The organism is Bacillus sp. FSL W8-0223, assembly GCF_038006805.1.
Taxonomy (GTDB): domain Bacteria; phylum Bacillota; class Bacilli; order Bacillales; family DSM-4216; genus Bacillus_O; species Bacillus_O smithii.
In genome coordinates this window covers 40782-54230 of the sequence record NZ_JBBOVX010000001.1, presented here as the reverse complement: position 1 = coordinate 54230, position 13449 = coordinate 40782, and the positions used below count along the sequence as shown (strand labels likewise).

The 13449-nt window shown below is 40.6% G+C and carries 13 protein-coding genes; 1 reads left to right on the top strand and 12 read right to left on the bottom strand.

Annotated elements, in window-relative coordinates; translation table 11 throughout:
* Positions 1 to 28: 28 nt before the first annotated feature.
* The 3 genes from NST81_RS00245 to metG all read right to left on the bottom strand — a co-directional run bounded on the left by NST81_RS00245 (position 29) and on the right by metG (position 4605).
* Positions 29 to 1234, bottom strand: coding sequence for a ubiquitin-like domain-containing protein (locus NST81_RS00245; RefSeq protein WP_341027629.1), 1206 nt, complete (start codon positions 1232 to 1234; stop codon positions 29 to 31).
* Between the two features lie 211 nt (positions 1235 to 1445).
* A complete protein-coding gene (locus tag NST81_RS00240; RefSeq protein ID WP_048622329.1) occupies positions 1446 to 2213 on the bottom strand; it encodes a TatD family hydrolase in 768 nt (255 codons plus the stop codon).
* A 442-nt stretch (positions 2214 to 2655) separates the two neighbouring features.
* Positions 2656 to 4605 carry a methionine--tRNA ligase gene (metG, locus tag NST81_RS00235; RefSeq protein ID WP_270584467.1) on the bottom strand — a complete coding sequence of 650 codons (1950 nt, stop codon included), beginning with the start codon at positions 4603 to 4605 and terminating at the stop codon, positions 2656 to 2658.
* Between the two features lie 634 nt (positions 4606 to 5239).
* On the opposite strand from metG, the gene NST81_RS00230 reads away from it, so the two are divergent.
* A complete protein-coding gene (locus NST81_RS00230) occupies positions 5240 to 5533 on the top strand; it encodes an AbrB/MazE/SpoVT family DNA-binding domain-containing protein (protein ID WP_003352328.1) in 294 nt (97 codons plus the stop codon).
* A gap of 87 nt (positions 5534 to 5620) precedes the next feature.
* Here the strand turns inward: NST81_RS00230 and rsmI are convergent, their stop codons facing one another.
* From rsmI to NST81_RS00185, 9 genes are all read right to left on the bottom strand, one after another.
* Positions 5621 to 6499: a 16S rRNA (cytidine(1402)-2'-O)-methyltransferase gene (rsmI, locus tag NST81_RS00225; protein WP_048622327.1), complete on the bottom strand. Its 879-nt coding sequence runs from the start codon at positions 6497 to 6499 to the stop codon at positions 5621 to 5623.
* Entirely contained in the window at positions 6489 to 6764 is a 276-nt protein-coding gene (locus tag NST81_RS00220; protein WP_341027625.1) for a GIY-YIG nuclease family protein, read from the bottom strand. Before NST81_RS00220 ends, rsmI begins: the two co-directional genes overlap by 11 nt.
* Positions 6748 to 7488, bottom strand: a complete 741-nt coding sequence (locus NST81_RS00215; RefSeq protein ID WP_327805823.1) for a tRNA1(Val) (adenine(37)-N6)-methyltransferase — start codon at positions 7486 to 7488, stop codon at positions 6748 to 6750. The genes NST81_RS00220 and NST81_RS00215 overlap by 17 nt, the downstream gene beginning before the upstream one ends.
* A 349-nt stretch (positions 7489 to 7837) precedes the next feature.
* Positions 7838 to 8197 (bottom strand): DNA replication initiation control protein YabA, encoded by a 360-nt coding sequence (gene yabA / locus NST81_RS00210; RefSeq protein WP_003352334.1) that lies wholly within the window; start codon positions 8195 to 8197, stop codon positions 7838 to 7840.
* Between the two features lie 14 nt (positions 8198 to 8211).
* Positions 8212 to 9039, bottom strand: a complete 828-nt coding sequence (locus tag NST81_RS00205; RefSeq protein ID WP_003352335.1) for a PSP1 domain-containing protein — start codon at positions 9037 to 9039, stop codon at positions 8212 to 8214.
* The gene (holB, locus tag NST81_RS00200) at positions 9032 to 10045 is read right to left on the bottom strand and encodes a DNA polymerase III subunit delta' (protein ID WP_445662315.1); all 1014 of its coding nucleotides are present in this window, start codon (positions 10043 to 10045) and stop codon (positions 9032 to 9034) included. The genes NST81_RS00205 and holB overlap by 8 nt, the downstream gene beginning before the upstream one ends.
* 13 nt (positions 10046 to 10058) lie before the next feature.
* Positions 10059 to 10499 (bottom strand): YaaR family protein, encoded by a 441-nt coding sequence (locus tag NST81_RS00195; RefSeq protein WP_048622323.1) that lies wholly within the window; start codon positions 10497 to 10499, stop codon positions 10059 to 10061.
* Between the two features lie 381 nt (positions 10500 to 10880).
* The gene (gene tmk, locus NST81_RS00190) at positions 10881 to 11519 is read right to left on the bottom strand and encodes a dTMP kinase (protein WP_003352338.1); all 639 of its coding nucleotides are present in this window, start codon (positions 11517 to 11519) and stop codon (positions 10881 to 10883) included.
* Between the two features lie 346 nt (positions 11520 to 11865).
* A complete protein-coding gene (locus NST81_RS00185) occupies positions 11866 to 13284 on the bottom strand; it encodes an aminotransferase class I/II-fold pyridoxal phosphate-dependent enzyme (protein ID WP_341027618.1) in 1419 nt (472 codons plus the stop codon).
* Positions 13285 to 13449: the final 165 nt, after the last annotated feature.

Below are 13449 nucleotides of genomic sequence, written 5' to 3'. Positions count from 1 at the left end.
AGCGAGGTTCCCCTCGCTTCATCAAGAATCAATCGATAATCTGAATCTTGACTTGTTTCCGGCCCCATTGTGCTGCTGCGGATTGGGAAGGCATAAGAATGTCAATCCGGTTGCCTTTGATGGCTCCACCCGTATCCGCCGCAACGGCATAGCCGTATCCTTCCACATATACCCTAGATCCAAGGGGAATAAGCCCCGGATCGACAGCAATGATTCTCATATTAGGGCTGGAATGTATATTTATGCCTGTCGCTGTAATTCCTGAACAGCCGCTGCAATTGGAGGTATAGGCAGTGGCCGTTACCAAAAGCTCTCTTCCTCTAGTGCCAGCAGCCGACGCCGTTTCAGCTGCAAATTGACCATCTCTCTTTTTCGTGCCTTCCGCAATAATTTTATTTCGACCTTCCACTATCGTCCTTTGCTCTAAAAGTTTTTTAGAGATGAGCCGACCATTTTCATAGACAGACTCATATGTGTTTATCACTGTACCGTTTCGCCCTTCCTGAAGAACCTTTCTCTCTCCTTCCATAAGACTTGGGTCTTTTTGGATGGTGATAGCAAATGCTTTAGACTTTTCCACTACATCGGTGGTTTTTTTAACTCGAACGATTTTCACGGAGCTGTTTGAATGCAAGTAGTCGTCGAATCCAGGCTTTACCTTGTCCCATTTGCCAAAAGTGATCCCCTGTTGTTTTAAAAAATCACCGACAGTAGTCGAAGCAGTCCATACTGTTTTTTTCCTGTTTCCGTCCACTAACGTCACCGGAAACGCCTTATTGATTTTGACATTCATATGATTTTGAAGGGCTTGATTGAACGAAGGAGCCACTTTGTCGAATTGAGAAATGGACAAATGTTCTTCCTTCAGAAAGTCCTTCACCGTATCGGCAGTTGTCCAAACCGTCTTTTTCTTGCCTTCGATCGTAAGATGGATCTGCTTGGATGGCTTCCATTCAATATTCATTCCGTCTTTTATTTTGGTCTGTTTTGAAGGAACTAAATAATCTTTTGGTTTGACAGGCAGCTTGAGTTCTTTCACCACCTCTGCCACGGTGTCGGCCCTTGTTTCAATCGTTTTCTCCCGGTTGTTGATTTTGACCTCAACCGTTTTCTCTGTGCTTTCATAATAAGAATAAGCACTTGTAGATGATAGAAGAACAACTCCAGCTGCCAATAAAAAACTTTTTCTCGACTTAAACCTTGAACGATCCTGTTTAAATTCGTTTACTGTCATTCAAAATAGGCCCCCTTTGTCATCCTTTCCTCAAACAGAGAATCTATCGCTCTGTCCTCTCTCTTTTTCCAACTATTATGCATAGCTGGATAAAAAAATGATAGAAAGACTTATCGACAGGCTTAGTGTATGAATGAAAGGAGGCTTGTAGAACTTTCAAGAAAATCGAAAGTTGACAACAAATTGTAAAGCAATGCGACAAAATTTGCCGTCAGACAATGCCGAATAATTTTTGGGCATTTCCCGTCGTTTTCCGGGCTACCTCTTCATAAGGAATGCCCTTTAATTCGGCAATTTGCTCGGCAACGAGTTTTACGAGTGCAGGTTCATTTCGTTTGCCGCGGTAAGGATGCGGAGCTAAATACGGACAATCTGTTTCGATTAATAGTTTTTCTAAAGGAATTTCAGCAGCAACTTCCTTTGGCTTTTTCGCATTTTTAAATGTTACCGTACCGCCCAAAGAAATATAAAAATTCATATTGATACATTCTCGTGCTGTTTCAACGCTGCCGCTGAAGCAGTGCATAATTCCTCCTACTTCATGCGCTCCTTCTTCTTTCAAAATTTCTATAGTGTCTTGTGTCGCTTCTCGAGTATGGATAATAATCGGCAATTTTACTTTTTTGGCTAGTCGAATTTGTTTGCGAAACACTTCTTTTTGAACCTCTTTTGGGGACTTATCCCAATGATAATCCAACCCTATTTCTCCTATTGCTACTACTTTTGGATGAGAGGTCAATTTTTCAATCCACTCCAAATCAGCCTCTGTCATATCGATAGCATCCACCGGGTGCCACCCTATACTGGCGTATAGAAAATCGTATTGATCTACTAGTTTCATCGCTTTTTCAATCGTAGGCCGGTCAAAACCTACCACCACCATCTTTTCGACACCGGCTTCTTTTGCTCTGTCTATCACCTCGTCCAAATCATCGGAAAATTGTTCATCGTTCAAATGAACATGAGTATCAAACAACATCTTTTGCTCTCTCCTTTACTCTACGTTGTTTCCTTTCAAAAAAGACATGTCAAATAGATTACAATTTTCCCTTTACGCCAAAAATCCAGAACACGCCCATCATCATAGGTAGTTTTCCTCAAAATACAGAGGAAGATGTGTCTTCTGGTCCTTTGTCCATCCTTTCCTTTTCTTCCATCCATATGACAAAATGATGACAATAGCGGTTCATTTGTCATCATAATATCATGTATATTTTTCGATTCCTATTTTTTAAAGCATATACCTTTCAATCAAATTCCTTGATCAGCGGTTTAGCGGAAAAAGAAAAATAGCCAAAACGGAAGACTATACATACTGGACAGTTTTACTAATGAATGGATTTAACGTCTAAGAAAAAAGAAACATAGAAGTTTCCGTCGAATCTTGTTTCACGTGAAACATTCTATGTTTCTTAGTCTTATTATTTAACCTTTGCACCGTTTGGAAGATTTTCATCGACGCTCGCCAATGATAATACGCCGTCTTTTTCTCCGGCTAAAATCATTCCTTCTGATAATTCTCCTCTTAATTTAACTGGTTTTAAATTGACTACGCAAATCACTTTTTTACCGATCAACTCTTCCGGCTTATAATATGGAGCGATTCCTGAGATCACTTGGCGCTTATGGTCTCCTAAATCAAGGCGCAGTTTTAACAGCTTATCCGCTTTTTTAACCGGTTCAGCCTCAATGACTTGAGCGACTCTTAAATCAATTTTCATAAAATCATCAATTGAAATTTCTGCAGAAGAGTCATTTGTTTTTTCTTTTTTCACTTCAGCGGGTTGCGAACCGCCTTGCATTTTCGATTTAATAAATTTCACTTCTTCGTCAATATCCAGCCGCGGAAAAATCGGCTCTCCTTTTTCCACTACTTTTGTGCCATCTGGAATGACGCCGAATGTTTCTAAGCTTTCCCAAGATGTAAACTGTTCCGTAGAAAGGTTCAGCTGCTCAAAGATTTTTTTCGGAGCCGTTGTTAAAAATGGCTTAAGCAGAACAGCTACACGACGTAAAGATTCTGCCAAGTGAACCATGACACTGGCCAGCTCTTCGCGTTTATCTTCCTCTTTTGCCAAAATCCAAGGCTGAGTTTCATCAATAAACTTATTCGTTCGACTAATCAGCTGCCATACGACCGTCAATGCAACGGAAAATTCCATGTTTTCCATCGCTTCTTCGTATTTTTCTACCGTTTCCTTATTGGCTTCCAGCAACTGACGTTCATACTCGCTTTCGGATCCTTTATAAGCCGGAATCCGCCCATCAAAATATTTATTGATCATAGCAACTGTCCGATTGAGCAGGTTTCCGAGGTCATTTGCCAAATCATAGTTGATCCGTTCTATAAACCCTTCTGGTGTAAAGACGCCGTCTGATCCAAAAGGAACTTCGCGCAGCAAATAGTAGCGCAGCGCATCAAGTCCGTAACGGTCGATCAATGTTACCGGATCGACAACATTCCCTTTTGATTTAGACATTTTTCCATCTTTCATCAGCAGCCAGCCATGGGCAAATACTTTCTTCGGCAGCGGCAAATCCAGCGCCATTAGTATGATCGGCCAGTAAATAGTATGGAAGCGGACAATTTCTTTTCCGACTAGATGGACATCAGCAGGCCAATATTTTTTGAATTTTGATTCATTTTCGCTTCCGTATCCAATGGCGGTAATATAATTGGTCAAAGCATCAATCCAAACATAAATGACATGCTTTGGATCTCCCGGCACTTTAATCCCCCAATCAAAGGTAGTGCGGGAAACTGCTAGATCTTCCAATCCCGGCTTAATAAAGTTATTAATCATTTCATTTTTTCGGGATTCAGGCTGGATAAAATCAGGATTTTCTTCATAAAACTGCAACAAACGGTCGACATATTTGCTCATTTTGAAGAAATAGGATTCTTCTTTCACTTTTTCAACCGGCCGGCCGCAATCAGGGCATTTACCGTCTACAAGCTGTCTTTCAGTAAAGAAAGATTCACACGGTGTACAATACCAGCCTTCATATTGATCAAGATAAATATCGCCTTGATCTAATAATTTTTTAAATATCTTTTCAACCACTTTTTTATGGCGGTCTTGTGTCGTGCGAATAAAGTCATCATATGAAATGTCGAGTTTTCTCCATAATTCTTGGATGCCGGCAACGATTTCATCGACATATTGTTGAGGGGTAACCCCTTTTTCTTCCGCTTTTCTTTGAATTTTTTGCCCGTGTTCATCCGTCCCCGTTAAAAACATCACGTCATAGCCGCGCATCCTTTTGTAACGTGCCATCGCATCACCGGCTACCGTTGTATAAGCATGCCCAATATGTAAATTTCCGCTTGGGTAATAAATTGGCGTTGTCAAATAAAAAGTTTTTTTCATTCATATAACCCCCTTTAACAACATAAAATGTGCACCTTGCCATGAGAGAAGAGGTTGCCTCCTACCGATTGCATTCGAGATCGATAGGGCATCCTGCATAAAAAGCGGGGTCGTCCATCTCTCCCATCAAAATGCTTCATAATCAATCGTCACGATTTTTGCTTGCCGTACGCTGATCTCACAGAAGCTGAAAAAAACCGAAGCGGAAATTCCTAACACGGTAATAGCATCCGATCAGTCCATTCCATTTGCATGAAAAGACCATTTATGCTACATCATTTCCTCTTATAACATCAAAATATACATAATCTGATAAGCTTCTGCAAATAATCGAATCCTCTTTTTATTTTCTCGCATTCTTTCCTTAATGTAAATACAAAGGGACAAAAGTTTTCCATGATTTCGTCCCGAGATTTTAAAAATTCTTACTTAAAAACAGCATTTATCAAATCCCCTTTATTTACAAATGATAGTAGTTACTAGAAGTCTGACATTTATTAGAAAAATTTCATTTTTCTTGTTGACTACTTTTGGCAGCATTGGTATTATTAAAACATAAACAAAATTTGTCGAAATTTGACGAATCAGAGAGAAATATAGAGAACAAAAAATGAAATGAGAGGAGAATTGACAAATGAAATCAACTGGCATTGTTCGTAAAGTTGATGAACTAGGCCGCGTGGTTATTCCTATAGAGCTTCGTCGTACATTAGGCATTGCTGAAAAAGACGCTTTGGAAATTTATGTAGATGATGATAAGATTATTCTAAAAAAATATAAACCGAGCATGACCTGCCAAATCACTGGAGAAGTTTCTGATGACAACGTAAAATTGGCAGGCGGAAAATTAATTTTAAGCCGTGAAGGCGCCGAATTGTTGTTAAAAGAAATCGAAGAAGCTTTTCACCTGTCCGCAGCGAATAAATAATTTTTATTAGAAAATGCAAAGAGGCCGTATCGACACTGGATTATGCCGATACAGCCTCTTTTATTTTGCCTGATTCGCTTCCTATTTTTATGTATTATGATACATTTGGTATACTTCCCGCTTTGGCATATTTCTGTCTTTTGCCGTTTGTTTCACCGCTTCTTTTGCATCCATTTTCTTTGCGTCAATGTAAAAATTGACATGATCCACAATCGACAGCGACTCCCACCATTTTTCCCCTGTTTCAGCCTCTTGTTCTTTTGCCCCTTCTAAAATTAGACAAAATTCTCCCATGACTTTTTCGTTTTCTACCCAATTCAACGCTGCTTTTATGTCTCCGCGCAAAAATTCTTCAAATTTTTTGGTCAACTCTCTGCATAATGTAATGGGACGGTTGCCAAGAATATCAAGCATGTATTCCAACGTTTCTTTAAGACGATGTGGAGATTCATACAAAATAATCGTATCCGTGATATTTTTTAACCTGTTCAGCTCTTCTTTTTTTTCTTTTTTTTGCCGGCTCAGAAACCCAAAAAAATAAAACGGCTGTGTTGGAAGCCCTGAAGCAATTAATGCAGTAAGAGCAGCATTGGCGCCGGGCAGCGGCACAACAGGAATCTTTTCAGCAACGGCTGCTCTTACCAGTTCATACCCCGGATCGGATATCGTTGGCATACCGGCATCGCTCACTAATGCAACTTGCTCTCCTTGTTTTAACCGTTCTATGATTTGGCGTCCGCTCGCTTCTTTATTATGTTCGTGGTAGCTCATGAGAGGAGTGTGGATGTCATAATAATGACAAAGTTTTCTTGTATTCCTTGTATCTTCGGCAGCAATGACGCTGCTTTCTTTTAAAATGCGAAGCGCCCGAAACGTAATGTCTTCCAAATTGCCGATTGGCGTCGGCACTAAATAAAGAATTCCCCGATTCTCTTGTTCGACATAACTGCGTTGTTTACTGATCATCTCGATCACCTGCCAGCCCCAAAAACTTTTCCTTTTGTTTTCTCGTCAACTTCTTAAAACGATATTCCGCCCTCAACGCTTCTCCTTTTGTCTCAAAAGCTTCCGTATAAATAAGCTTAACCAGACCTTTGCTTCTCGTATATTTTGCCCCTTTTCCGTCGTTGTGCTGGCGAACTCTTCTTTGAACGTCCGTCGTATACCCGCCGTAAAACGAACCATCGCCGCATTTTAAAACGTAAAAATAATGTTCATTTGCTTTCTCCATATAAAATCTTCCTAACTTCTTCCGTATATTCATTATTTTCGTGATAAACCGTCAAAGGCGGCAAAATTTTCATTCCCGGTTTTCCGTCCTTAATCGCCTCAAGCAAAATGGTATTCGCATCTTTTCCCGGTTTAGGATAGACAAATTGCAATCGTTTCGGCTCCAATCGATACTTGCGCATAGCTGTCACCAAATCGAGCAGCCTTTCAGGCCGATGGACAAAAGCTGCTTTTCCGCCTTGTTTCAAAAGCTCGCTGCTCGCCTTCACACAGTCATCAAGCGTGCACATAATTTCATGGCGGGCAATGGCGAAATGTTCATTGAGGTTCGTTTCCCCAGAAGGAGGAGTTGAAAAATAAGGAGGATTGCAAGTGACAACATCATGTTTTTCATATCCAAGCACTCGAGGAGCATCTTTTAAATCGCCGTGCACCATTTGAATTTGATGTTCCAGGTGGTTGTATTCAATGCTTCGCACCGCCATGTCGTATAACTTTTCTTGAATTTCGACACCAACGATCGTTCCTTTCGTCCGCTTGCTTAACAACAGAGGAACAACTCCATTCCCCGAACATAAATCAACCAAACTTCCTTTTTGAATGGGAACGTATACGAAGCGGGCAAGCAACACAGCATCAAGGGAAAAGGCAAACACATTTGGACTCTGGATGATCCGCATATCCTCAGCAAGCAAAAAGTCCAAGCGTTCGTCCTCTTTTAACATCAATGAAAAACCTCCGCTTCCAAGTAGTATCTCAAATAAACTCATATTCCAAACCAGAAGGCCACACGATCATCTCCACAAAAAAAGAAAACAGCACCAATCGAATGCCGTTCTAATGTCTTATTTTATCGGGGGATGAAATCCAAATGGAAAGATCACTGACCGTTAAATTTTTGAGAGCATCGCTTATTTCAATTGTTAAAACTTATTAAATCAATGCTGCCATGCAAAGCTTAAATCGACATTCATCTTTGGAAAAATTCCTCAGAGGAAATTCGCTTCTTTATATATTGGCAGTCTGTCCCCATTATACTGGTTATAAAAGACAACGTACAACGAAAGCTTTGATTTATTTTTTATTCAAAAAGGATAAACAAAATAAACAATCTTCATTTTGACGAGGGCTTCCAAAGTGGACGTTGCAAATATGAAAACCTTCGTGATAAAGTCGGGCAAGGTTATCGTATCCTTCCCCGATATCCATTGTTTTGGGAGAAAAACGGCTGTTTTTTTCAGACGATGCGGTTTGTTCACCAGAGTTCTCCATTTGCTCCAGTCTCCGGCGCAAATGTTCATTTTCCAGTTTAAGGGAATTGTTTTCCTCCAATAACTCTGCCAGTTTTTGTTTCAATTCCCCCAGTTGTTGATACAAATTTCCGATTTGAATTTCCATATGGCTGACTGAATCAAAGAACTCTTTTTTATCCACTGGTTCCACCTCAATTACTCTGTGGCTTGCGATGAAAAGGCACCTTCATTAAAAATTTCTTCCAAAGTAAACTCCAACACCCGATCGTGTTCAGCCAGCTCTACTTGAAGCACCCGTTCCAAAATGTTTAGTCCCACTACTTTGCCGACTCCACGTGGCGTCTTAATGACTTCCCCCAAGTCAGGGAGTTCTTCTTTCGCCGTTTCGTACTCATCATTTTCATATTTTAGGCAGCACATCAACCGTCCGCACAAACCGGAAATTTTTGTTGGATTTAAAGAAAGATTTTGATCTTTTGCCATTTTAATGGACACCGGTTCAAAATCTCCTAAAAATGTGGAACAGCAAAGCATTCTTCCACACGGCCCGATCCCGCCCAACATCTTGGCCTCGTCCCGAACTCCAATTTGCCGAAGCTCGATTCTCGTCCGGAACACTGCCGCTAAATCTTTTACAAGTTCACGAAAGTCCACTCTGCCGTCAGCCGTAAAATAAAAAATCACTTTATTGCGGTCAAACGTATATTCTACATCGACCAGCTTCATTTCCAGCTGATGATCCATAATTTTTTCATTACAAATATGGTACGCTTCCTGGGCAGCTTTTTTATTTTCTTCCACAATATGATGATCTTTTTCATCCGCCGGCCGAATGACTTTTTTCAACGGCAGAACAACGTCATTTTCATCCACCGTTTTGCGGCCTACTACCACATGGCCATATTCGATCCCTCTAACCGTCTCTACAATAACCGGGTCTCCTTTTTCAATCGAAAAATCGCCCGGATCAAAATAATATATTTTGCCCGCTTTTTTAAATCGGACACCTACTACATCATACAAAGGTGAACCCTCCCTGTAATTTTAGCACAAGCTGTTCCATTAACAGCTGAGAATTCATATTGGCTTGCAGCTTGCGCTTCGCCTCAAAAATGGCTTCCATACATTCCGTAAGACGCTTGATCGATAGTTGAAGGGACCTGCTTTCAAAATGTGCACGTTGATCAGGATAGGCTAAATGGTCACTTTTGCCTATTTGGATGGATAATAAATCTCTATATATAAGGAGCAATAAATCCAAGGCTCTTTCTATCTGCTGCTTATCTTTAAAATGTTGATGAAACTCTTCTTGAAGTTTGATCATGGCTTCTAGAGGTTGTTTATTAAGCGCTTCATATAATTTTAACACTATTTTACGCGCTTGCGCAAACCACTCATCTGCGCTCAACTCCAGCGCATCTTGAAGGTTATTCGTAAGACGAGCGGCTAAAGCAGCCATATTGGCACCTACCTGCTCTTCCCTCAGACGAGTTTCAAGATAATCAATCGGCAATGGTTTAAACGTAATCGTTTGACAGCGGGATATAATGGTTGGAAGTACTCGATGATACTGTTCAGTCAACAAAATGGCAGTTGTTCCTGGATGAGGTTCTTCCAAAAATTTCAATAAACTGTTCGCGGCACTTGTCGTCATTCGATCTGCATGTTCGATTATATAAATCTTGCGTTTTGATTCTACCGCCGTTTTGGCAAATTCCCTTTGCAGTGCTTCAATTTGTTGTTTCTTAATCGATAAACTGTCCGTTTCTGTTTCAATCAAATGAAGATCAGGATGGTTGCCATTTTCAATTCTGCGGCAATTGCTGCATTGTCCGCAAGGCGTATAATCAGGAAGAGGCTGTTCACATAATAGGCTTTTGGCCAAAAATAGGGCAGCTTGTTTTTTGCCGGTCCCTTTTTCTCCTTCAAAAAGGTAAGCGTGGGCTATGCGTTCTTTTTTCAAACTATTGTGCAGCATATTGGCTGCCTGTGGCTGTATGTTTTTCCACTCATCCCAATTTTTCAACAACACTAATCCCTTCCTACGCATATAAATTGATAAGCAAGCCTTTAATTTCCCCTATTTTGCCCAAAATATCAATCGTCAACTTTTCTTTATTCACTAGATCCTCGGCCAATTCCACTAATTTTTCATCTATCGTCTTGACTACTTTCAGCTGCCTGCCTTCGCCGTATAAGTTCCAGGAATGGGAACTGCTCAACTCCATTCCATAATCGACTGTTTCCTTTATAAATTTTTTAATTAACGTTTTATATTTTACTAAATCTTGAAGATTTCTGGATTTAGCCAACCGTTCTCCAGCTTCATCAATATTGGCCATTAGCTGTTTGAGCTGCTCATCTTTTAATTTTTGATCATATTGTTGTACCAGATTTAAAAACTGGCCATGAACAGCTGGTGTTCTCTTTATGTCTCCTCGAAAATTTTCCGCTCCGATCCGAAGATCTTGATTTATTTTCATCCTGTACAACCTCCGTTCAAATTGATGAAACTCATCTGCCGAAAAGGATATAACAAGAAAGCGTCATTCATGAATGGCTTTTCCGATTTTCATCAGCTAAAGCAAGTTTCATCAAGAGGCCTCTTTAAAAAGCATTTTCTTTTATTATACCAAGATTGATCATGCTTGTAGAATAAACGAACAGAGAGAAAAGATACAAACGCGGAGAATGGGGGTGCGCTTGCTGGAAAAAGCAGAAAATCTTTGAAAACCAAACCGTATTGGAACGACTGAAAGGGACCAACATACGGTGTTAGGCCGCCTTTCCGTTCCATTGAACTTTTGAGTATAAAGAATCAGCAAGAAACGCTGGTAATTTTGAGAAATGTGGGGAGGAGATTCTCAACGATTGAGGAGAAACTTCAGAACCGTTTTCCAGCTGTCTTGAAACACTGATTCAATTGGCTGTTCAGCATTAATTTTGACCATTCTTTCCGGAAACTGATCAAGCAACTGCCAATATCCTTTTCTCACTCTCTGATGGAAATCGAGCGTTTCAAGATCAAGCCGATTCACTTCTCTCCCTTTGTTCTGTTGAATTCGACGCAAACCAATTTCAGGAGAAATGTCGAAGTATAGCGTTAAATGGGGCATGGCATCATCTACGGCAAATTCATTGATTTTATATACTTCCTCTACGCCAAGCCCTCTGGCATACCCTTGATAGGCAAGAGAACTGTCAATAAATCGATCGCATACTACAATGGTTCCTGCTTCCAGCGCTGGAATCACCTTCTCTACCAAGTGCTGACGTCTGGCCGCTGCATAAAGAAGCGCTTCTGTACGGCCATCCATTGCAGTATTTTGGCTATTTAAAAGAATTTGTCGAATTTGTTCAGAAATGGAAATGCCTCCTGGCTCTCTTGTGTACATAGCCTGGTAGCCTTCTCGTTTTAAATTTTCTACGATCCTTTGGGCGATCGTCGTTTTTCCGGCGCCTTCAGGACCTTCTACCGTAATAAAAATACCATTATTTATCATCTTTCGAACCTCCGGATTCTTATACCTCCAAACACGTACTTAAGTATACCTGATCGAACCGGAAAACAGGAAGGTATCGTACCGCGTTTATTTTTCCAGTTGATCCAACCAAAACGATCTCAATAGTGAGATGAATCACGCTTTTCAAAGGGCTTCATGATGTTAATTTATAAAAAACAAAAGCTTCTCTACAGGAACTCTAATTTGTAGACGAAGCTTTTTCAACATAAATATCGTCCTTTCTATTCTACTGGTTTTCATATGTTAGGAAAATAGCAAAAGATAAGGAAAACCGAAAAGAAATTTAGCTTTCACTAAGAAAAGGATTTGCCGCCATGTTTTCTCACTAATATACAGCGATGAATCCCTCATTCAGCTGATGATCTCCTTGTATATGAGCACCTCTTGCTACTAATTCTTCAATAAAATCGATTTTTTCCTTCGTCACTCTTTCTCCCATCATTAAGAGCGGTATCCCCGGTGGATAAGGAATGATCATGGCGGCGGATATGCTTCCTTCCGCTTCGGAAAGCTTTACCCACCTCTTATCATTTTCCTTCCAATTTTCGAAAGAAACGGGAACAGATGATACTTTAGAATGGGAAAGTGCCGGCAACTCCACAGGTCGTACATTTCGTTCTGTTATTGTCACTCTGGCGATTGCTTCTTTTGCTTGCTGATAAAAAATACGATTTCCTTCCTTTAGTAATGGCAGCGTAAAAAGAATTTGATAAGGATCGGCCAGTTCAGGAAAAACTCCTGCCGTTTCAATATCCTTTTTCAGCTGAAAACCATCGCTGTTTGGACTCCGCACTATTAGCTTCAATGGATCATACGGGAACTCAGACACCGCTACTTGCAAGTCCTTTTCTTTTTGAAGCCATTCCACAAAACGCTCTCTTTCCTCCAACGTAAAAGCCACATCTTCTTCCTTTATCAATGCTAAATACTGTCTGGCAGCATCTAAGGAAGCCATAATCGGATAAGAGGGACTGCTCGATTGAAAAAGCGATAAGTAGAATTCCACTTTTTCTAACGAAGGTCTCTCCGTGCCGACATGAAAAAAAGAACCCATTGTCATCGCCGGAAGCATTTTATGCGCCGATTGAACGACCATATCTGCTCCCATGCTCAAAGCCGATGGAGGAAATGGATCCCCGAGAACGAGATGAGGCCCGTGAGCTTCATCGACCAATACGATACAATCCTTTTGATGGGCATAATCGATCAGTTCCTTGATCGGGTAAGATACGCCGTAATAGCTGGGATAGATTAGAATCAGTCCTTTGGCATTTGGAAACCGCTCCAATGCAAGCTTCAATGTATCCAAAGAAACACCTGCAGGGCTTTTTGTTTTTTCATCATATTCCGGCTCCAGGAAAACAGGGCGAATGTTGGCCAGCATCAATCCGTGGATGATGGATTTATGGCAGTTTCTTTGCACCAATACAATATCCTCTTTCTGAAAAGAACTGGCAATCATGGCAAGGTTGCCGGCGGTGCTTCCGTTTACTAAAAAATAGCTTTTCTTAGAACCGTATAGTTTGGTTAAAAGAGTCTGAGCCTCCAGGATCGCTCCTTCGGGAGAATGAAAATCGTCAAGGCCGGTAATTTCGGTAGCATCATAAGATAAAATCGTCCGAAAATCGTCTGGAATCTCTCCTATTACTGTTCCAAATTTATGACCGGGTACATGAAAAGAAACAGGCCGTTTTTGTTGATGTTTGATTAACGCATCCATAATAGGCATTTTTTCTTGTTCCATCTTGTCTTTTTGTCCTTTCTTGTTTTCTACTCACCATTATACAAAAAGACCCCGTGCAAAAAATCAACCACGGGACTCCGAAATATTTGAAATAATCCATCTTAAAATAGCAAATTGGTATATCGACCGTTCCACTCTATTGGACTAGCCGGCGATAGAAAGAAC